21 protein-coding genes and 1 pseudogene are annotated in these 20,541 nt (G+C 66.2%); 20 read left to right on the top strand and 2 right to left on the bottom strand.

Annotation, left to right across the window (positions count from 1 at the left end; all coding sequences use genetic code 11):
• The 11 genes from FV220_RS17825 to FV220_RS17775 form a co-directional block, all read left to right on the top strand.
• Window positions 1-458: MxaK protein (locus FV220_RS17825; protein WP_147832745.1), on the top strand; the 458-nt coding region annotated here is incomplete at its 5' end.
• The gene (locus FV220_RS17820) at window positions 455-1,444 is read left to right on the top strand and encodes a vWA domain-containing protein (protein WP_147832744.1); all 990 of its coding nucleotides are present in this window, start codon (window positions 455-457) and stop codon (window positions 1,442-1,444) included. The genes FV220_RS17825 and FV220_RS17820, both read left to right, overlap by 4 nt.
• Window positions 1,445-1,447: 3 nt before the next feature.
• The gene (locus tag FV220_RS17815) at window positions 1,448-1,999 is read left to right on the top strand and encodes an SRPBCC family protein (RefSeq protein WP_147832743.1); all 552 of its coding nucleotides are present in this window, start codon (window positions 1,448-1,450) and stop codon (window positions 1,997-1,999) included.
• Window positions 1,996-2,949, top strand: a complete 954-nt coding sequence (locus FV220_RS17810) for a YncE family protein (protein ID WP_246689485.1) — start codon at window positions 1,996-1,998, stop codon at window positions 2,947-2,949. Before FV220_RS17815 ends, FV220_RS17810 begins: the two co-directional genes overlap by 4 nt.
• Window positions 2,946-3,476 carry a hypothetical protein gene (locus FV220_RS17805; RefSeq protein WP_018044523.1) on the top strand — a complete coding sequence of 177 codons (531 nt, stop codon included), beginning with the start codon at window positions 2,946-2,948 and terminating at the stop codon, window positions 3,474-3,476. Before FV220_RS17810 ends, FV220_RS17805 begins: the two co-directional genes overlap by 4 nt.
• On the top strand, window positions 3,473-4,108 hold the full coding sequence (locus tag FV220_RS17800) for a response regulator transcription factor (RefSeq protein WP_147832742.1): 636 nt from the start codon (window positions 3,473-3,475) through the stop codon (window positions 4,106-4,108). Before FV220_RS17805 ends, FV220_RS17800 begins: the two co-directional genes overlap by 4 nt.
• 158 nt (window positions 4,109-4,266) lie before the next feature.
• Window positions 4,267-5,589: an SLC13 family permease gene (locus FV220_RS17795; protein WP_147832741.1), complete on the top strand. Its 1,323-nt coding sequence runs from the start codon at window positions 4,267-4,269 to the stop codon at window positions 5,587-5,589.
• A 156-nt stretch (window positions 5,590-5,745) separates the two neighbouring features.
• Window positions 5,746-6,147 carry a succinate dehydrogenase, cytochrome b556 subunit gene (gene sdhC / locus FV220_RS17790; protein WP_056146279.1) on the top strand — a complete coding sequence of 134 codons (402 nt, stop codon included), beginning with the start codon at window positions 5,746-5,748 and terminating at the stop codon, window positions 6,145-6,147.
• Window positions 6,148-6,159: 12 nt separating this feature from the next.
• Complete coding sequence (gene sdhD, locus FV220_RS17785) at window positions 6,160-6,573, top strand: succinate dehydrogenase, hydrophobic membrane anchor protein (RefSeq protein ID WP_147832740.1); 414 nt, start codon at window positions 6,160-6,162, stop codon at window positions 6,571-6,573.
• Window positions 6,574-6,601: 28 nt separating this feature from the next.
• Window positions 6,602-8,422 (top strand): succinate dehydrogenase flavoprotein subunit, encoded by a 1,821-nt coding sequence (gene sdhA / locus FV220_RS17780; RefSeq protein WP_056162432.1) that lies wholly within the window; start codon window positions 6,602-6,604, stop codon window positions 8,420-8,422.
• A gap of 62 nt (window positions 8,423-8,484) precedes the next feature.
• Window positions 8,485-9,288 (top strand): succinate dehydrogenase iron-sulfur subunit, encoded by an 804-nt coding sequence (locus tag FV220_RS17775; RefSeq protein WP_147832739.1) that lies wholly within the window; start codon window positions 8,485-8,487, stop codon window positions 9,286-9,288.
• Window positions 9,289-9,371: 83 nt separating this feature from the next.
• On the opposite strand, the gene FV220_RS17770 is transcribed toward FV220_RS17775, so the two are convergent.
• Window positions 9,372-9,554, bottom strand: coding sequence for a hypothetical protein (locus tag FV220_RS17770; protein ID WP_018044516.1), 183 nt, complete (start codon window positions 9,552-9,554; stop codon window positions 9,372-9,374).
• A gap of 215 nt (window positions 9,555-9,769) precedes the next feature.
• Between FV220_RS17770 and FV220_RS17765 the strand changes: the two genes are divergently transcribed.
• Window positions 9,770-11,014 carry a glycosyltransferase gene (locus tag FV220_RS17765; RefSeq protein WP_246689484.1) on the top strand — a complete coding sequence of 415 codons (1,245 nt, stop codon included), beginning with the start codon at window positions 9,770-9,772 and terminating at the stop codon, window positions 11,012-11,014.
• Window positions 11,015-11,475: 461 nt separating this feature from the next.
• Entirely contained in the window at window positions 11,476-11,967 is a 492-nt protein-coding gene (locus FV220_RS17760; protein ID WP_147832737.1) for a hypothetical protein, read from the top strand.
• A 36-nt stretch (window positions 11,968-12,003) separates the two neighbouring features.
• Here FV220_RS17760 and FV220_RS17755 read toward each other — a convergent pair.
• A pseudogene (locus FV220_RS17755) lies at window positions 12,004-12,204 on the bottom strand (transposase domain-containing protein); the annotation flags it as partial.
• Between the two features lie 60 nt (window positions 12,205-12,264).
• Between FV220_RS17755 and FV220_RS17750 the strand changes: the two are divergent.
• The 7 genes from FV220_RS17750 to FV220_RS17720 all read left to right on the top strand — a co-directional run bounded on the left by FV220_RS17750 (window position 12,265) and on the right by FV220_RS17720 (window position 20,313).
• The gene (locus tag FV220_RS17750; RefSeq protein ID WP_056146297.1) at window positions 12,265-12,624 is read left to right on the top strand and encodes a phasin; all 360 of its coding nucleotides are present in this window, start codon (window positions 12,265-12,267) and stop codon (window positions 12,622-12,624) included.
• 242 nt (window positions 12,625-12,866) lie between these two features.
• Window positions 12,867-13,517: a hypothetical protein gene (locus FV220_RS17745; protein ID WP_147832736.1), complete on the top strand. Its 651-nt coding sequence runs from the start codon at window positions 12,867-12,869 to the stop codon at window positions 13,515-13,517.
• Between the two features lie 82 nt (window positions 13,518-13,599).
• Entirely contained in the window at window positions 13,600-15,051 is a 1,452-nt protein-coding gene (locus tag FV220_RS17740; protein WP_147832735.1) for a DegQ family serine endoprotease, read from the top strand.
• Window positions 15,052-15,395: 344 nt separating this feature from the next.
• The gene (locus tag FV220_RS17735) at window positions 15,396-16,712 is read left to right on the top strand and encodes a replication-associated recombination protein A (protein WP_147832746.1); all 1,317 of its coding nucleotides are present in this window, start codon (window positions 15,396-15,398) and stop codon (window positions 16,710-16,712) included.
• Between the two features lie 67 nt (window positions 16,713-16,779).
• Window positions 16,780-18,276 carry a carboxypeptidase M32 gene (locus FV220_RS17730; RefSeq protein WP_147832734.1) on the top strand — a complete coding sequence of 499 codons (1,497 nt, stop codon included), beginning with the start codon at window positions 16,780-16,782 and terminating at the stop codon, window positions 18,274-18,276.
• A 152-nt stretch (window positions 18,277-18,428) separates the two neighbouring features.
• Entirely contained in the window at window positions 18,429-18,986 is a 558-nt protein-coding gene (locus FV220_RS17725; protein ID WP_018044508.1) for a TerB family tellurite resistance protein, read from the top strand.
• 79 nt (window positions 18,987-19,065) lie between these two features.
• Window positions 19,066-20,313, top strand: coding sequence for an Hsp70 family protein (locus FV220_RS17720; protein ID WP_147832733.1), 1,248 nt, complete (start codon window positions 19,066-19,068; stop codon window positions 20,311-20,313).
• Window positions 20,314-20,541: the final 228 nt, after the last annotated feature.

Raw genomic sequence — 20,541 nt, 5'->3', positions numbered from 1 at the left:
ACAACGCCGCGATCGCGGCGCTCGCCGCCGGCCGGGACGTCCCGGTCTCCCTCGACGCCCCGGCTCAGCTCCTGCTGGCGCGGGTTCAGCATCTCGCCCGTCGCGGCGTGACCGAGGAGATCGAGCCGCTGATCGAATCCCTCGACCGCCGGGGCGAGACCGAACTTTCCGCGCGCGCCCGTTATGCGCTCGGCAATGCCCGCCTGCGCCAGGCCTTCGACCATCTGGAACGGAGCAACCTCGATCCGGCCGGACCGCTCATCACCTTGGCCCGTCAGGATTATCGGCGCGCGCTCCAGGGCCGGCCGGACCTGTGGGACGCCAAGTTCAACCTCGACGTGGCCTCGCGCCTGCTCCGCGACTTCCCCGAATTCGACCGCAAGACCGGCGACGAGCTGAAGGCCGAACCGAAGAAGATCTGGACCGAGATCCCCGGCCAGCCGCGGGGCGAGCCGTGAGCGCGCCCGGCTTGGTCCGGCGAAACCTGCGCGACCGGCGGTTCCAGCTCCTGGCCGGCGCACTGGCTCTCGTAGCGCTGACTTTCGTCGCTCGCCCCCTGCCGCTGACCCGCAACGGCGTCGAGATCCTCGCGGTCCTCGACATCACCGGCAGCATGAACGTCCGCGACTACGTCGGGGCGGACGGCAAACCGGCAAGTCGTCTGGAGACGGCGAAGGCGGCCTTGCGCGAACTCGTCACCTCGCTGCCCTGCGGGTCGCGGGTGGCACTGGGCCTGTTCACCGAGCGCCGGCCGTTCCTCCTGTTCACCCCCATCGAAGTCTGCGCCGATTTCGCCCCCCTCGACGGGGCGCTGAGCGCCCTGGATTGGCGCATGGCCTGGGAAGGCGACAGCCGCATCTCCGCCGGGCTGTTCCGCTCGGTAGAGATGGCCGCCAGTCTCGGCACCGACATCGTCTTCATCACCGATGGCCAGGAAGCGCCGCCCCTGCCGAGCACAGGTGGCCCCGCCTTCGACGGCAAGCCGGGCGCCGTGCGTGGCCTCATCGTCGGAGCGGGGGCCTACGCCCTGTCGCCGATCCCGCGCTACAACGATCGCGGCCGCGAGACCGGGTTCTACGGCTCGGGCGACGTCCAGCAGGAGAACCGGTTCGGACCGCCCCCCGCCGATGCCGAGAGCCGCGAGGGCTACAACCCGCGCAACGCCCCCTTCGGCGCCGCGGCGGCCTCCGGCACCGAGCATCTCTCCTCGGTTCGCGAGCCCTACCTCAAGACCCTCGCTCAGGCGACGGGCCTGACCTACGCCCATCTCGACGGCCCTGCCGGGCTCGGCCCCGCGCTGGTCCGCGCGGCGACCCCGCGCCCGCTCCCCGGCAGCCTCGACCTGCGCCCCGTCTTCGGCGGGATCGCTCTCGCGCTGATCCTCGCCGTCTTCGCCGCCCCTCTGTTCGGGGTCGGCCGTTTTGTCCTGGTAAAGAAGGTCTGATCGATGCGTTTTGCCCTGCCGTCCGCGTTCCTCGCTCCCCTGGCAGCCACCGCCTTCCTCGCAACCACGGCCCTCGCGCACGGCCCGACGCCGCAGAAGGTGGATCAGTCCATCGCCATCGCGGCAAAGCCCGATGCCGTCTGGGCCGTGGTCGGCGATTTCGCCGGCATCTCGAACTGGCATCCGGACGTGGCGAAAAGCGTCGGCACCGGCGGCAACGCCTCGGGCGGCCGTCGCACGCTGACCCTGAAGAACGGCGGCACCCTTGAGGAAGGCCTCGACGAATGGGATGCGGCCAAGCGCAGCTATTCCTACCGCCTCGGCGATGCCGACCTGAAGGCGCTGCCGGTCTCGTCCTACTCGGCGACGATCACCGTGACGCCGGAGGGCGAGGGCTCGAAGGTCGAGTGGCTCGGCCGCTTCTATCGCGGCGACACCGGCAACGAGCCACCGGAGGAGCTCAGCGACGCCGCCGGTAAGGATGCGATGAACCTCTATTTCAGCAACGGGCTCAAGGGTCTGAAGGCGCGCCTGGAGGGCAAGACGGCGCGATGACTCCTTTGCGCCCGATGCTCCTTGCCGGTCTCGTCCTGACGCTCTCCACCCCTCGGGTGGAGGCCGGGCCCGTCTATGTGGCGAGCCAGGGAGCCGGGACGCTGAGCCGCATCGAGGCCGGGGCAACCACGGTCGCGGCCACCATCGCGGTGGGGCAGGGGATCGCGCAGGTGGCGGCCGGAGCGAACGGCCGCCTCTACCTGAGTCAGCCGGACCACGCGGGGATCGACGTGGTCGACGGGCGAACCCGTGTGGTCCTGCAACGCCTGCCGTTTCCGGGACAGGCCTTCGGCATCGCCGCCTCGGCGGACGGGCTGAGCCTCTTCGTCGGCGACTGGGCCGGGGGACGGGTGGTCCGCCTCTCCGCATCGACGGGCGCCGTCGAGGGCGAATGCCCCGTGGGCAAGGACCCGGCCGGCCTCGTCCTCGACCGCAAGGGACGGCTTTACGTCGCCGACCGCGAGAGCCGGCAGGTCAGTGTCATCGACGCCGCGCGCATGGAGCGGGTGGCGACGGTGCCGGTGGGCGAGGGGCCGTTCGCCCTCGGGCTGAGCCCCGCCGAAGACAGGCTCTACGTGGCCAATGTCCGCAGCGGCGACCTCAGCGTCGTCGACACGGGCAGCCTGACGGTGACGGCCACGGTGAGGATCGGCGGGATGCCCTACGGCGTCGCGACTAGCGAGGACGGCAGCCTCGTCCTCGTCACCAACCAGCAGGCCGGCACCGTCGCGGTGCTCGACGCGGGCAGCCTCGGCCTCAAGGCGACGATCCCGGTCGGGCGCTACCCCGAAGGGATCGCGGTCGATGGGGCCTTCGCCTACGTGGCGAACTGGTTCTCGGATTCGGTCTCGGTCATCGACCTGAAATCGCTGACGGAAACCGCCCGCATCCCCGTGGCGGAGGGGCCGCGCAGCCTCGCCGTCGGCTCGAACCCGGAGGCGGTGCGATGAAACGGATCAGCCACGCGATCCTGTGCCTCCCCCTCGCCCTGGCGGCCTGCGACAAGGGCGACGAGGCCGGCAGCGAGGCCGCGAGCACCGGCGATCAGGCCCTCGTCGCCACGAAATCCGACGCCGACGTTCCGACCTGGCTCTCGCATACGGACCCGACCGAGCCGGCCCGGTGGCTCGCGAGCCGCGAGATCGGCAGGCCCGCCGCGGAGGTGGGCTCGCAGACCGAGCATCTCCGCCACAGCCTCGCCCGTGCCAAGGAGGTCTTCATCGAGGATCCGCGCATGATGGCCAACCGCATCGTCCAGCTCGGCGAGATGCTGGCCGAGGCGGGAAAGCCCGAACCCTATGCCGATCTTCTCGACGGGCTGGAGGAGGTCGCCGCCGCGACCCATCGCAAGCAGCTCTTCGGCGAGATGTGCCAGCACTATTACAACACCCGCCAGCAGGGAGCCGACCGGGCCACCGCCCTCACGAGGCTGAAGGAGCGCTATTCGCTCCAGGGCGAGGGACGCGTATCGCCGTGACCGCCGTTCTCGTGGTGGACGATCATCCCGTGGTCCTGCGCGGCTTCCGGCGCCTCATGGAGGATGCCGGCGTCGAGACCATCCACGAAGCCACCGACATCATGTCCGCCTACCGGATCTTCCACCGCCTGCGCCCGCCGATGGTGGTGGCCGACCTCAGCCTGCAGGGGGAGGGGCTGTCCGGCCTGTCGCTGATCCGGCGGATCCACACCCTCGCGCGGGAGACGCGCATCCTCGCCTTCAGCATGCACAACGACCCGGTGATCGTTTCGCGCGCCCTGGAGAGCGGCGCCATCGGCTACGTCTTCAAGGATGTTCGGATAGCGGAATTCCTCAAGGCCTTCGAAGCGGTACGCGCCGGGCGAAGCTACCTCGATCACGACCTCGCGGTAGAGATCGCAGTTCTGCAGGCCGGAGCCCGCCGCTCGCCCCTGGCGGATCTGAGCAACCGAGAGCGTGAGATCCTTTCCCTCCTCAGCCGTGGGACCTCGTATCAGAGCATCGCCGACACATTGTCGATCAAGTACCGCACTGTCCTCAACACCTGTTCCGCCATGCGTCAGAAGCTCGGCGTCCGGACCTTGGCCGATCTCATTCGCTTTGCCGTGGACCAGGAAAAACGGGTGCGCTGAACCGCGTTCTCGACACCCGACGCATCGACCATCCTTCGCCGTTTGCGAAGGATCGGTCGGCGACATCCGAATTGCGAACCACTCCATTTCGAGATCAATGTCCGCGCGGTGAGACGGGAGACCCATTCTGCCCGGCTCCAGCGGAGCATTCCCCGCAGATGCAGGCGGCGTCCATCCTCGCAGATGAACAGACGGTTCTCGTGACCGGGATGCTGCTCGTCGTTTGCATGGGCCTGTGGGCGACCGGCATCGTTGCCGAAGTGGTCACGGCGATGCTGTTCTTTGCCGCCGCGATGCTTCTGAAGCTCGCGCCTGCATCGACTGTCTTTTCCGGCTTCTCCTCGTCGGCCTTCTGGCTCGTACTGAGCGGGATGGTGGTCGGCCTCGCGATCACCCGGACCGGCCTCGGCACCCGCCTAGCGCGCAGCCTCGCCGGCCGGCTATCGGGCTCCTACACGGGCTTCATCGGCGCCGTCGTCACCCTGTCCTTTGCCCTTGCCTTCGTGATGCCCTCGAACCTCGGGCGCATTGCGCTGATGATCCCGGTGGTGTTGGCGCTCTGTGACGCGTTCGGCCTGGAGCCCGGCCGCCCCGGCCGGAGCGGGGCGGTTCTCGCGGTAGCCCTGGCGACGCCGCTCTTGTCCGCGGCGATCCTGCCCGCCAACGTCCCCAACCTCGTCATGGCTGGCACCGCAGAGACGCAATACGGCCTGCACCTCGCCTATCTGCCCTACCTTCTGCTCCACGCCCCCGTCCTCGCCGGCGTGAAGGGCATGATCCTCGTGGCAGCCATCGTGCGCTTGTTCCCGGACCAAATGAGCGCCGCCGCCGTGGATACGGACGAGCCCGCACCGGCATTCTCGCCGGAGGAGCGGCGACTCACGATCATTCTTGGTCTGACTTTGGCCTTCTGGGTGACGGACAGCCTCCACCATATCGCCCCGGCCTGGGTCGGGTTGACGGCGGCGGTGATCTGCCTCCTCCCCCGCATCGGCGTATTGCCTGCGGAAGCCTTCGGCGCGGTGAACCTGCGGACCTGCTTCTACGTGGCCGCGCTGCTCGGGCTGGTGGCAGTGGTCAACGAGACGGGTCTGGGCTCCAGGCTCGGCCATGCTCTGCTCGAGGTCGCGCCCCTGGAACCCGGAGCGCCGGCCCAGAATTTCGGCGTGCTGACGGCCATCGCGTCTCTCTTCGCGATCGTCGTCACGGCCAACGGCGCACCGGCCCTCTACACGGCCTTGGCCGGCGAGATGTCGCGCGCGAGCGGACTGGACCTCGCCAACGTGGTGATGATCCAGGTCGTGGGATACTCGACTCTGTTCCTGCCCTACCAAGCCCCACCCATCGTGATGGCAATGGATCTGGGGCGGGTACCGCTCCGGTCGGCGACGATCCTGACCCTCGTGGTCGGCCTCGCCTCACTCTTCGTCATCGCTCCGCTGGACTACCTCTGGTGGAACATTCTGGGCCGGTTTTCATGAGCGCGAGCTGAATGACGATCGGTTGAGTGTGTCACACCGCAATGCACATCGATACGGCTTGCGCATTGGCGCGTGGGCCGTACCCCTTTAGAGACGGTCCAATCTGAGCAGCATCCCTGCTGGCATTGGCTCCACAGCGCCGAGGACTTTCGCAGAATGGCACCTACTGTCAGACCCACGGTCGCTCCGCCGCTCTCGCCTCATCTCCAGATCTACCGCTGGACCTGGACCATGGCGATGTCGGTGTTCCACCGCATCACCGGCACCGCGCTGTACGGCGGCACCGCCCTGGTGGCGATCTGGCTCGTGGCGCTCGCCTCCGGTCCGGCGGCCTATGGCTGGGTAGCGTGGTTCTTCGGCTCGATCATCGGGAAGCTGGTCCTATTCGTCTACACTTGGATCCTGATGCATCACATGCTGGGTGGCCTGCGCCATTTCATCTGGGATTTCGGCTACGGCTTCGACCGCGAGCAGCGCATGGGCCTCGCCCGCGCCACTCTGATCGGCTCCGTGATCCTGACCGTCCTGATATGGGCGCTTGCCCTCATCTTACGCTGAGGAGCGATCGCCATGGCAGACAACCATCAGAACACGAACGTGACCATGCGGACCCCACGCGCCCGGGTGAAGGGCCTCGGTGCCTCCGGCCACGGGGCCGGTCACTTCTGGCAGCAGCGCCTCACCGCCGCCGCCAACGCCCCGCTGATGCTCGCCTTCGTGGTGATCGTCGCGATGATGGCCAACCGCTCGTACCCGGAAGCGGTCGCGTTGATGTCGCACCCGCTCGTCGCGCTCGTCCTGATCCTCGCCGTGATCTCGGTCACGCTCCACATGAGGATCGGCATGCAGGTCATCATCGAGGATTACGTCCACGCCAAGGGGCTGAAGCTCGCCAGCCTGTTCGCCAACAATGCCTACGCGGTCGTCGTCGCCGTTGCCTGCCTCTACGCAATCCTGCGCGTGAGCCTCGGCAAGCTCGTCTGACCCGCCCCAGAACCCGAAGGATCTGCCCATGGCCACCAACGGAACCAACGGCAACGGCGCGCCGGCCTATTCCATCATCGACCATACGTTCGACGTTGTGATCGTCGGCGCCGGCGGCGCTGGTCTGCGCGCCACCGTGGGCTGCTCGCAGGCCGGCCTGCGTACGGCCTGCATCTCGAAGGTGTTCCCGACGCGCTCGCACACCGTGGCGGCGCAGGGCGGCATCTCGGCCTCCCTCGGCAATATGGGGCCCGATGATTGGCGCTGGCACATGTACGACACCGTAAAGGGGTCGGACTGGCTCGGCGACCAAGACGCTATCGAGTACCTCGTGCGCAACGCACCCGCAGCGGTGTACGAGCTCGAACACTGGGGCGTGCCGTTCTCGCGCACCGAGGAAGGCAAGATCTATCAGCGCCCCTTCGGCGGCATGACCACCGATTACGGCAAGGGCACCGCCCAGCGCACCTGCGCGGCGGCTGACCGCACCGGCCACGCCATGCTCCACACGCTCTATGGCCAAGCGGTGAAGAACCATACCAACTTCTTCATAGAATACTTCGCCCTCGACCTCATCATGGATGAGGAGGGCCGCTGTCTGGGCGTCATCGCCATCGATCAGGCCTCGGGTGAGATCCACCGTTTCCGCGCCCAGATGACGATCCTGGCCACCGGCGGCTACGGCCGCTCTTATTTCTCGGCGACCTCTGCCCATACCTGCACGGGCGACGGTAACGCCATGGTGCTGCGCGCCGGTCTGCCGCTGCAGGACATGGAATTCGTGCAGTTCCATCCCACCGGCATCTACGGCGCCGGCTGCCTCATCACCGAGGGCGCCCGCGGCGAGGGCGGCTACCTTACCAATTCCGAGGGCGAGCGCTTCATGGAGCGCTATGCTCCCAGCGCCAAGGATCTGGCCTCGCGCGACGTGGTCTCGCGCTCGATGACCATGGAGATCCGCGCCGGCCGCGGCGTTGGCAAGACGAGCGACCACATCTACCTGCACCTCGACCACCTCGATCCGGCGATTCTGCATCAGCGCCTGCCGGGCATCTCGGAATCGGCGAAGATCTTCGCGGGCGTCGACGTCACCAAGGAGCCGATCCCGGTCCTGCCGACGGTCCATTACAACATGGGCGGCATCCCCACGAACTATCATGGTGAGGTGCTGACCCTGAAGAACGGCAATCCCGATACGGTGGTGCCGGGTCTGATGGCTTTGGGCGAAGCGGCTTGCGTCTCCGTGCACGGCGCCAACCGCCTCGGCTCGAACTCGCTCATCGACCTCGTGGTGTTCGGCCGGGCCGCCGGCCTGCGCTGTGCCGAGATCGTCGAGCCCGGCGCCCGCCAGATGGACCTGCCGAAGGATTCCGCCGACAAGGCGCTCGCCCGCCTCGACCGCTTCCGTTACGCGAATGGCGGCACGCCGACGGCGGAACTGCGCGCCGAGATGCAGAAGACCATGCAGAACAACTGCGCGGTCTTCCGCACCGGCGAAGTGCTGGAAGAAGGCAAGGCTCTGATTCACAAGGTCTGGCAGGGAGAAGCCGATATCAAGATCACCGACCGCTCGCTGATCTGGAACACCGATCTGCTCGAGACCCTGGAATTCGACAACCTGATCGGTCAGGCCGTCGTCACCATGGAATCGGCGGCCAACCGCAAGGAAAGCCGCGGGGCGCACGCCCGCGAGGACTTCCCCGATCGCGACGACAAGGAGTGGATGAAGCACACCCTTTCGTGGCTCGACGACAAGTCCCAGCAGGTGAATATCGATTACCGCCCCGTTCATACGTATACAATGTCAAACGAAATTCAGTACATCGAGCCAAAGGCTCGTGTTTACTAGGGAAAAGACTGAAATTTCTCCCGACGATGGTACTCACGAGACGGATTTAGGCACCCCGAACCATGGCCCAATTCAACCTTCCCAAAAACTCCCAGATCACCGAAGGCAAGACTTGGCCACGGCCGACGGGGGGCAACAATCTTCAGGAATTCCGGATCTACCGCTGGAACCCGGATGACGGCGCAAATCCGAGGGTCGACGTCTATCAGGTCGACCGGGACGATTGCGGGCCGATGGTCCTCGACGCCCTCCTTTGGATCAAGGCCAAGGTCGATTCGACCCTGGTGTTCCGCCGCTCCTGCCGCGAAGGCATCTGCGGCTCTTGCGCCATGAACATCGAGGGCCAGAATGCGCTCGCTTGCACCATGGGCATCGACGAGTGCCAGGAGCATGCGAAGGGCAAGAAGAACGGCGCGGTGCGGATCTACCCGCTGCCGCACATGCCGGTCCTCAAGGATCTCGTCCCCGACCTCACAAACTTCTTCGCCCAGCACGCCTCGGTCGAACCGTGGCTTCAGACCGAGACGCCTGCGCCCGAAGGCGAATGGAAGCAGACCCCGGAGGATCGGGCCCAGCTCGACGGCCTCTACGAGTGCATTCTGTGCGCCTGCTGCACGACGTCCTGCCCGAGCTACTGGTGGAACGGCGACCGCTTCCTCGGCCCCGCGGCCCTGTTGCAGGCCTACCGCTGGCTCATCGACAGCCGTGACGAGAATACCGGCGAACGCCTCGATGCCCTTCACGATCCGTTCCGGCTCTACCGCTGCCACACGATCATGAACTGCGCCAATGCCTGCCCGAAAAGCCTGAACCCGGCAAAGGCCATCGCCGAGATCAAGAAGATGATGGTGTCGCGCGAGGTCTGATGCGCGACCTCATGACAGAGGATCGATACCAAAGCCGAGATGGCCCGCATCTCGGCTTTGGCGTCTTTCGTCCCTAGGGCCGATTACTTTGTGATCTTAACCGAGACCGGATCGCTGGACGGGAAGGTCTCTTCTAACGCCTCGTCCAGTCGCTGGCTCATTTCGTCCTGATGATTTTCGGGATTCGTCTTGTCATTGCTGGGCGCCGGATCCACACGGCGCTTCTCGTCGGTGTCCGACGTGGATGTTGGCTTGGGGTCTGACATGGGTGCCTCCTCTGGCTCGCCTGACCGCCGCCAGGGGCGGCGGAATCACCTTGACCAACGCGAGGAGACGATGCCCGATCCCTTCCGTCGCCGCCGTCATGGCGGCTTGCCGCTCGGTCGGTACCGTTTACCGGACGTGAGGCGATAGCCCCTAGCGTCGTTGTCGCGGCATGGGCATGACGGGCCCCGAGGCCGGCCGAGGTTCCGGGCAGGCCATGCATATCGTGATCCTCGCAGAGTTCGCCGTGGCGAGCGGCGGTGCCGAGAAGGTCGCGGTGGAATCCGCGCATGGCCTCGCCAGAGCGGGAATGGACGTCACCTTCATCCAAGCGATCGAGGGACCGGCGGATCCGCTCCTCGATCATCCGAAAATTCGGCGGGTCTGCCTCGGTAACACCGACATCTGGAACCGCCCGGTCCTGGAGGCGGCACTGTCCGGCATCTGGAGCCGGAATTCCGCCGCTCGTCTGCGCGCTGTGCTCAGCGCCCTCCCGCAACCGGCGGATATCGTCCACCTGCATCAATGGACCCGTAGCCTGTCTCCGAGCGTGTTCCCCGTCCTGCTCGACAGCGGCATCCCGCTGGTGGTGACCCTGCACGATTACTTCCTGGCCTGCCCCAACGGCGTCTATTACCGCTTCGATCAGGATCGCCCTTGCACGCTGACGCCGCTCTCCGCCTCCTGCGTCGCGGCTCCTTGCGACCCGAAAAGCCGATTTCACAAGGCGATCCGGGTCGGGCGGAGCATTGCCCAGAACCGCGCCTTGCATGACCACCATCTCCACGTGATTCATGTCTGCGATGCCAGTATCCGCCGCATGGGTGGGCTTCTCGGCTCCCTGGCCGTCACCCATCATCGTATCGACAATCCCGTGCGCGTGGAGACGGGAGTGCGGGCCGATCCGGCGGCAGGGAAAGCCATCGCCTATGTGGGCCGCTTGACCCGCGAAAAAGGCGCAGATCTCGTCGCCGAGGCGGCGCGGGATGCCGGTATGCCGGCGCTCTTCATCGGCACCGGCCCGCTGGAGGCGGAATTGCGGGCGCAGCCACATGTGGAAATGCTCGGATGGCGATCACCGAACGAGGTATCGGCCATCCTCGTTCGGCGGGCGAGGGCACTGGCCGCGCCGTCTCGGTGGTTCGAGACCGGCCCTCTGACTGTCTACGAGGCCCTGGCTGTCGGGCTGCCGGTCGTCGCGTCGGATAGGTCCGGGGCCGCGGAGAAAGTGATCGACGGCGTCACCGGCTATGTGGTCGCGCCGGAGCGGGCAGCCCTCGCGACCGCGTTCCGGAATCTCGACGTGATCGAGGCGCAAACGCTCGGGCGCGCCGCTCACGCCCATTACTGGGACACTCCCATGTCCATCGACGCCCATGCGGATGCGCTCAGCGAACTTTATCGAAGGATCGCGCGAAACGTATCGCCCATACCGACCGACGTTTTCCGAAAACCAGGATAGCTGCCGTCGCCCAAGCCCCGCGCGGTGGTGCTTTGCGGCCGGACTCCGTCGCGCGGAATCATCCTGCTTGCCCGCATCCACAACACAGCCGCCGGCGTGCCATTACTACGCGCCTTTCGTTTGACGGCCCTCGCTGTGCTTGCCGAGACTGCACGTTCAAATCCTATCGTCTTCTCGTTTGATTGCGAACGAGGGCCCGGATTGCGCAGCTACAGACGGGCACTTGCTCGAAACCCGTCTTGACTCTTCCGAAAGCTACCGCTTCAACATTGACTGCAGCAAGGCGGCCATAAGCGGTCAATCAGTCAACGTCAGTAAAGGAATGGATAATATTGCTTATCGACCGACCTCGGAGAGGCTACTCAGCCTTGACCTGCGCACCAATGTAAATCGAACTTTGGCAACCGCAGTGGCTTCAATGTCCCGGTGGGGGAAGAGGCAAAGTAGTTAAAGAGGTCGAAATGACGAAATATCAGCGCCCTGCTATATACGTGGGGCAAATTTTCGTGGTTGAGTTGGCCGACAACATTGGCTTCGGCTATGGTTATGTGACGCTGACGCAACCAAGTTTTGGTCACCTCATAAACGTATTCAGAACCATAGGCGACACGCGTGAATTGCCATCAGGTCTTCGTCGGGGAGGTTTAATCCTGACTGACCGTCTAGTCAGCGATAGCCCTTTCATGAAATCACGCAACAATCCTGTTCCTTGGGTTTTGCTCGACGCATCGTACCCTGAGCCCGACGCTCCCCAAAATACCCTGTTTCGCGTCGGAAATAAGATTTTTGATATGCAAACCGCCCTAGAAATAAAGGACAGTACAATCAATGCTGATAGTCTGCCGACCATTACTTTCCCCATGGACGACCGTCTCACATATGAATTAACCGCTCTGCTCTCTGGCAAGCAGTGGCGTTTGAACGAAGAAAAAGACGTCTACGAGATATTTTGACGCGTAAACAACGATCTCTTTGAGCCACAACAGACTTTAGCATTTTGTCTGTCGCGAATAATTCCAAGGCAGAAGCTCGATAACCTGGGCCTGCTTATGGCCGTTGACGATGGCGGTGAGCGTAGCAGTCATATAGGCGAACGGATCGACGGAATTGAGCTTGCAGGTCTCGATGAGCGAGGCGATGATCGACCAGTTCTCCGCTCCGGCATCGTGTCCAGCGAATATATTGCGCCGCAACATATCGATGGTGCGGCGCGCCATTCCGTCGCTCCCGTTGATTCAGTGAGGAACGACATGAACGCGCCGACCTATGAGATCCCGGCCGAATTGCGCGACTTCGCGGAAAAGAGCGTCGATCAGGCCCGCACCGCTGTGACCAACCTGCTCGGCACGGTGGTGAAATCCGCCGAACAGTTCCAGACCTCGTCGACGACGGCGCATGGGGCGATCCAATCCGTGATCGCCAAGGGCCTCGACCAGGTTCAGACCAATGCGAGCACGACCTTCGACTTCGCCCAGAAGCTGGTGCGCACCCGCGATCTGAAAGAGGCATTCGAGTTGCAGAGCGAGTTCCTGCGCAGCCAGATTTCGACGCTTCAATCTCAGGTCAAGGATCTCGGCGCTCTGGCTCAGTCCGCCGCCAAAAGCGGCTGATCCTAGCCCCTCCGCGCGGACTGGCCCGGTGCCGGTTCGCGCAAATGGCATGGACGCGGTAACGTGCCTGGAACACGGGCGCACGCCGAGGCCGGGCCATGCGCGGTCGATTGTGCACGAAGGGGACGCGAATCATGGCCACACGCCGACAAGCACGCTCGATCGGTCGCGGGGGAAGCAAAGCCGGACAATCGGCGCGACTTTCAAACGCTGAGACGGCTACCACGACCGCCGACGACTCGGTGCCGGTTTCGCAGACCCTGGCTGTGGACGATGGGACGGTCTCAGTATCCACGCTCGACGTCGCTGCCACCGAGCCTGAGGCCTTGCCCGTGAGCGAGACCTTGCGGGCGCCTGAGACCTTGATGGAGACCGTGTCACCGGATGCGCTGTTGACCGGACAGGGTGTGGCGGACGTCATTCACGCCGCTCCGGAAACCGCCCCCGCGGGCTACGCCCCGTCTCAGGACAGTCCACCTGCCACCGATGTGGTGACCGCAGCCACTGAGCAGGAGGCGACGAGCCACACTCCTACCGGCAACAGCCCGCAAGGCGAGAGCGAGGCGGCCGAGGATTCCCTTCTGCCCGCCGAGATCGAAAGCGCCATCGCCTCGGCCCAGGACCTCGCCTCGCCGCCGACGAACACCGTCGCCGTCACCGCCTCGGCGTTTACCGAGATCACGGCCGCCAACGACACGCTGACGACCTATGTCCGCAACGAGAGCATCGCCACGTTCGCGCATTGGCGAGCCCTGTCGACGGCGAAGAATCCCGCCGATGCCCTGCGCCTTCAAGTTACGGAGATGCAGCGGGCAGCCGATGCCTCGTTGAGCTGCATCGCGAGTCTCGCACGCCGGGCAGGGCGCATCGCCGCAACGCTCCGCCGTCCGTGACACCCCTCGCGCTGACGCCCCGGCGCGTCTAGATATCCCGGATTCTGCAGCGGCTCCGCCGCCTGCCATCCGGGAGATCGCGATGTTTCATCGGCCGCTGCTCGCCTGCCTCGTCACGGCGACCATCGCCGTCTCGCCTAGTGCCCAGGCGCAGATGATGAAGACACCGGAGGCGCATGCACCGGCCAAGGCCGTGCCGAGTTCGAAGGGCGAGGTCGATCTCTCCTTCGCGCCGGTGGTGAAGCGGGCGGCACCCTCGGTGGTGAACGTCTACGCCTCGCATGTGGAGCAGCGCGGCACATCCCGCAGCGCCATGGACGAATTCATGCGCCGGTTCTTCGGTGAGCAGGGCTCGGGCCGCGGCCAGGGCATGCCGGGCGAGCGGGCGCAGAAGTCGCTCGGCTCCGGCGTCATCGTCGATGAGTCCGGCCTCGTCATCACCAACAACCACGTCATCGACAACATGAACGAAGTTCGTATCTCGCTCTCAGATCGGCGGGAGTTCGAAGCGAGCATCGTCCTGCGCGATCCGCGCACCGATCTCGCCGTGATCAAGATCAAGAGCCCCGTCGGCGGGCTCGTACCGATGCCCATGGGCGATTCGGAAGCTCTCGAGGTCGGCGACTTCGTCATGGCCATCGGCAACCCGTTCGGGGTCGGCCAGACGGTGACGCAGGGCATCGTCTCGGCCCTGGCGCGCACCCAGGTCGGTTCATCCGACTATCAGTTCTTCATCCAGACCGATGCCGCGATCAATCCGGGAAATTCCGGCGGTGCACTCGTCGATCTCAAGGGTCGGCTCGTCGGCATCAACACGGCGATCTATTCGCAATCGGGGGGAAGTCACGGCATCGGCTTCGCCATTCCCACCAGCATGGTCCGCGCCGTGGTCGAGACGGCCAAGGGTGGTGCCACCACCGTGCGTCGCCCCTGGCTCGGGGCGCGGGTGCAGAACGTCACGCCCGACATCGCCGAGAGCATGGGCCTCGACCATCCGACCGGGGTCCTGGTTGCGAGCCTGCAGCCGAAGAGCCCGGCCGAAGAGGCCGGCCTGAAACGCGGCGACCTGATCCTCACGGTGGACGACAAGGTCGTCGACGATCCGGAAGCCTTCGGCTACCGCTTCGCCCTCAAAGGCATCAGCGGCACCGCTAAGTTCGGCATCCTACGCGGCACCACCCGCTCCACCGTCTCGGTCAAGCTCGCCTCGGCCCCCGAGACGCGGCCGCGCGACGCGGTGAAGGTGCGCACGCGCTCGCCCTTCTTCGGGGCCACCCTAGTCAATACCTCGCCGGCCGTGGCCGAGGAGTTGCAGAAGGACTTCGCCAGCGAAGGCGTCGCGGTCTCGTCCATCGACGAAGGGTCCATGGCAGCCCGCGCCGGCCTCCAGATCGGCGACGTGATCGTCGCCATCAATGGCGTCCCGGTGACCACCACCAAGGACCTCGAGCGCCTGACCCGGTCAAGCTCGGGCATGTGGGAGATCGCGATCAATCGGGGCGGCGCCGTGCTGACGTCGGTGTTTGGTGGGTAGAGTCTGACGTCGGTTCACGCGGCCGGCATCCGGGGCCACCCGTCCGGATACGCTTGCGGGAGAGCCAGGCGGCTCAGGTCCCGGCTTGGCTCATGCCGAACTCAGGGCGGACGGAGACGACAATAATGCTGTCGCATGGCCACGACTGACCTTCGACCAAACCCTGTTCATCCTGTTCTCATGGGGAGCCAAGAGGCCGCCCAGATGCATCATCCACGGGGCGGGCGGGACACTCTTCGACCACGGCAAGGAGCACCCGCTGCACCGGGGTAGATCCGCCGAAACGCGGGGACGGAGCCATTTGCGGATTGCGGGATGACGCAGGCCACGTCTTCTATGCGTCGATGTCCGATCTCTTCGCTTCCGCCGGCCTGCAGAACGACGCGCCGCGCCCGCTTGCCGACCGACTGCGCCCGCGCTCCCTCGCCGAGGTGGTAGGACAGGAGCACCTGACCGGGCCGGACGGCTCCCTGACCCGGCTCCTCAGCGGAAAATCCTTCGGCTCGCTCGTGTTCTGGGGGCCACCGGGCACCGGCAAGACCACGGTGGCGCGTCTCCTGGCCCACGAGACCGATCTCAAGTTCGAGCAGATCTCGGCGATCTTCTCCGGTATCGCCGACCTGAAGAAGGTCTTCGAAGCGGCGCGCCAGCGCAGGACGATGGGGCAGGGGACGCTGCTTTTCGTGGACGAGATCCACCGCTTCAACCGGGCGCAGCTCGACGCTTTCCTCCCCGTCATGGAAGATGGAACCGTGACGCTCGTCGGCGCCACCACCGAAAACCCGTCCTTCGAGCTCAATGCCGCGCTGCTCTCGCGCGCCCGCGTCCTGCTGTTCCGCTCCCTCGACGATGCGGCCATCGCCAAGCTCCTGGTTCGCGCCGAGGCGTTGACCGAACGGCCGCTGCCTCTCGACGAAGAAGCGCGCGGCGTCCTCGTCCGCATGGCAGATGGCGATGGGCGCGCCTGCCTGACCCTGGCGGAAGAGGTCTGGCGCTCGGCCAAGCGCGACGAGATCTTCGATGCCGCGACCCTGCAGGACATCGTCCAGCGCCGGGCGCCGATCTACGACAAGAGCCAGGAAGGCCACTACAACCTCATCAGTGCCCTGCATAAGACGGTGCGCGGTTCCGACCCCGATGCGGCGCTCTATTATCTCTGCCGCATGCTCGACGGCGGGGAGGACCGACTGTTCATCGCCCGTCGCCTCGTGCGCATGGCGGTGGAGGATATCGGGCTCGCCGACCCGCAGGCCCTGGTCGTTGCCACCGCCGCCAAGGATGCGTTCGACTTCCTCGGCTCGCCGGAGGGTGAGCTCGCACTGGCACAGGTCACCGTCTATCTCGCCTGCGCGCCGAAATCGAACGCGGTCTACAATGCCTACAAGGCCGCGACGCGGGTGGCCAAGGAGCACGGCTCGCTGCCGCCGCCCCGGACCATCCTCAACGGCTCGACCAAGCTCATGCGCAAGATCGGCTACGGCGAGGGCTACCGCTACGATCACGACGAGCCGGATGCGTTCTCGGGCCAGGATTACTGGCCCGAAGCGCTCGGCCGGCAGCGTTTCTACGAGCCCACCGACCGGGGCATGGAAACCCGCTACGGCGACCGCCTCGACCATTGGGACGCCTTGAGGAAGCAACGCCGCGCCGAGGAGCGCTGATCTCTTCGTCCGCTCCTAAATCCCGTGATAGGGCGGCGCTCAGTCATGCAGAAGGCCACCCACGACCATGCGCGCCTATCGTAGCCTCGCCACCCGCTTTGCCCGCATCGGCGCCGTCGAGGACGCCGCAGGCATCCTCGGTTGGGACGCCCAGACGCTGATGCCCAAGGGCGCGGCGGAAGGCCGGGCCGAGCAGCTCGCCCAGTTGCGGGTCATTGCCCACGAGATCCTCACCGCCGCCGAGACCGGTGACCTGATCGCACAGGCCTCGGACGACGAGGCCGGCCTTGGTGCCTGGGAGCGGGCCAACCTGCGTGAGATGCGCCGCGCCTATCTTCATGCCTCGGCCGTGCCGGGCGATCTCGTCGCCGTGAGTTCCAAGGCGTCGTCCCGCTCCGAGATGGTCTGGCGGGAAGCGCGGGCGACATCCGACTTCGCGATGCTGGCGCCTCATCTCGCCGAGACCCTGCGCCTGCAACGGGAGGTCGGGGAGGCGAAGGGCGCCGCTCTGGGCCTCGCGCCCTACGACGCGCTCCTAGACGGCTACGATCCCGGCATGCGCCGGGCGGTGATCGATCCGCTCTTCTCAAGGCTTCGCGCGATTCTCCCGGGCCTGATCGGGACGATTCGCGACCGACAGGCGATGATGCCGGCGCCGATGCCATTGCCGGGACCGTTCCCGGTGGAGGCGCAGAAGGCCCTGGGGTTGGCGCTGATGCGCGCTGCCGGGTTCGATTTCGAGCGCGGACGCCTCGATATCAGCCTGCACCCATTCTGCGGCGGGGCCACCGACGACGTGCGCATCACCACACGTTACGACGAGGCCGACGCCACCCGCGCTCTCATGGGCGTCCTACATGAGACGGGTCACGCCCTCTACGAGCAGGGCCGGCCGCCTGCGTGGCTGCACCAGCCCGTGGGGAATGCCCGAGGGATGAGCCTGCACGAGAGCCAGTCGCTTCTGATCGAGATGCAAGCCTGCCGCTCCGCCGAGTTCTGTGCCTATCTCGCGCCTCGTCTGCGCGATGTTTTCGCAGGCGAGGGGAGCGCCTGGGACGCGGAGAACCTGCACGGCCTCTACACGCGGGTGGAGCCGGGCCTGATTCGGGTCGATGCCGACGAGGTGACGTATCCGGCGCACATCCTTCTGCGCTACGACCTCGAAACGGCGATGATCTCCGGCGACCTCGCCATCACCGATCTGCCGGGCGCGTTCGACGAAGGCATGCGCGATTTGCTCGGTATCGTCGTGCCGAGCGACCGGCTCGGCTGCCTTCAGGATATCCACTGGCCCGGCGGCAGCTTCGGCTATTTCCCGACCTACACCCTCGGCGCTATGGCGGCGGCGCAGCTGTTCCGCGCCGCCCGCGAAAGTCTGCCCGGCATACCCGCCGATCTGGCGCGAGGCGATTTCACCGCCTTGCGCGGGTGGCTGCGCGAGAACGTCCACCAGCGCGGCAGTTTCCTGGAGACGGACGAGCTGCTCGTGACCACCACCGGCAAGCCCCTGGGTGCCGAGGATTACATGCGCCACCTGCGCCACCGCTATCTCGGGGAAGGCTGAACGCTCGCATCGGCTGGTTGCGAATCGGTTGCGGCGTGGCGATCCTTCGCGGGGTCGGACGTCCCTCGGGGTTTGCCGCTGCAGCCAGGGCGCTATGCTCATGGCCGATTCAACCATCCGACCGGCCCGGCTCCGGGGAAAGGCGCGTTTACATGGTCGTCATCGTCGCAGTGATCGGGATCGTGGGTGCCGTGCTGTTCTGGATCATCCGCGCACATGGCACCGCGACGGCGCTGAGGGAGGTCAATCGCGACACGAAGGGACTTCAGCGCCGGGCAAAGTCGACCCTGGAGGAGATCATCGGCACGCCGCTGAAGCGAGTGCGGGACGTCAGGCTCGCTGCGGTGATCCTCATGATCCAGCTGGTGCGCACGGGCAGCCCCGTCACCGCCGCCGAGAAGACCAAGATTCTGGAATTCATGGATTCTCCGCTCCAGATCGATTCGATCTCAGCCACGTTCGAGCGAGCCTGGACCTATACCGAGGCCCGGCGGCCGTTCTCGCTGGTGGCCGACGAATTGCTGCCCCTGCTGCGGGACAACCTGACCGAGGCCGAGCGCCTGCACTTCATCGACATGCTCTCGCAAGTCGCCAGCGCCCATTCCGCCGCGAGCGAGCTGCAGCGCGAAGCGATCGTGCGGCTCAAGCGCCGGCTCACCGGTGGGAGCCCTGCGTTGAAGGCGAGCCGGGCCGGCGATTTCGGTCGTTGAGACCGGTGGACCCGGCGGAGCGCAGCCTGTAGGTCGGCGGCCCCCCCTTTCCAGCGGACAGACCGTCCGGAGATCCTACATGGCGGCCTGTGGCCTCGATTTCGGCACGTCCAACACCACGCTCGGCCTCGTCACCGAGCGAGGGCCGGCCCTGCTGCGGCTGGAGGGCGACCACGTCACGATTCCCAGCGCGATCTTTTTTCCACCGGGGGGGACGCCCCTCGTCGGCCGCGCAGCCATGGCGGAGTATGTCGAGGGCACGCCGGGCCGGCTGATGCGCAGCCTCAAATCGGTGCTGGGTTCCTCCCTGCTCGAGGAGACGACGCCGGTGGGGCGTGAGCGCATCCGCTTCCGCGACGTCATCGCCCGTTATCTCTCCGCCGTGAAGACGCGGGCCGAGGCGCAGGCCGGAACGGCCATCGACACAGTGGTCCACGGCCGCCCGGTCCATTTCGTCGATGGCGACCCGGAGGGCGACGCCCGTGCCGAGGATGCCCTGCGCGAGATCGCCCGGAGCATCGGCTTCCGCCACGTCTCGTTCCAATACGAGCCCATCGCGGCGGCGCTCGATTACGAGCAGCAGGTGACGGGGGAGGAGATCGCGCTCATCGCCGATATCGGCGGCGGCACGTCGGACTTCTCCATCGTGCGGCTCTCCCCCGAGCGCCATGCCAAGGTCGACCGGTCCGGCGACATCCTCGCCAATGACGGCGTGCGCATCGGCGGCACCGACTTCGACCGGCGTCTCAGCCTTGGCACGGTGATGCCGCTGTTTGGCCTCGGCAGCCCGATGAACCGGGGCGATCTCGACGTGCCGAGCGGCTATTTCCACGATCTCGCCACCTGGTCGAGCATCAATCGGCTCTACAACGCCAAGACTTTGCGCGAGATCGAGGAAGTCCGCCGCGACGCGCGCCGGCCGGACCTGATCGCTCGGCTCTACGCCGTCGTGGAGGCCGAGCGCGGGCATTCCCTCGCGATGGAGGTGGAGGGCGCCAAGATCGCAGCCTCGGATGCGGGCCAGGGCGGCGTGGCCCTCGGCTGGGTCGAGCCAGGCCTCGCCGCCACTCTCGACCATGCCGGCCTCGTGGCTCAGACGGAGGAGCTCTCGCGGCGCATCGCCGAAAGAATCGGTCGTTGCCTGAACCAGGCGGGATTGCCGGCGGAGGGCATCGACGCCCTGTTCCTCACCGGCGGGTCGACGGGTCTGCCGCATGTCCGCGCCGCTTTGGTGGCGGGCGTGCCGAACGCCCGCGTCGTCGACGGCGACACGTTCGGCTCCGTCGGGACGGGCCTCACGATTGAGGCGGGTCGCCGCGCGGCCTGACCTCCGGTTCATGCAGCGCCCCGTTCTCGAAGCGCTTTGCCGAGAGAGGCGAGGGTGTTACGAGCACTCGATGACCACCAGACCACCATCACGCGGCAATGCCGGACGCAAAGGTTCCGGCGCCGGCAAGGGCCGGCCGCCCGGCAGCGGCGGCAAGCCCTACCGTCCCGGCAAGCCCGGCGCGTTCCGCAGGCCCGACCGCGAAGGCACCGGCCCGCGCACGAGCGC

Source organism: Methylobacterium sp. WL19 (assembly GCF_008040005.1).
Classification (GTDB): domain Bacteria; phylum Pseudomonadota; class Alphaproteobacteria; order Rhizobiales; family Beijerinckiaceae; genus Methylobacterium; species Methylobacterium bullatum.
The sequence above is the reverse complement of the archived record's forward strand: the minus strand, read 5'-3'. Positions and strand labels throughout refer to the sequence as shown.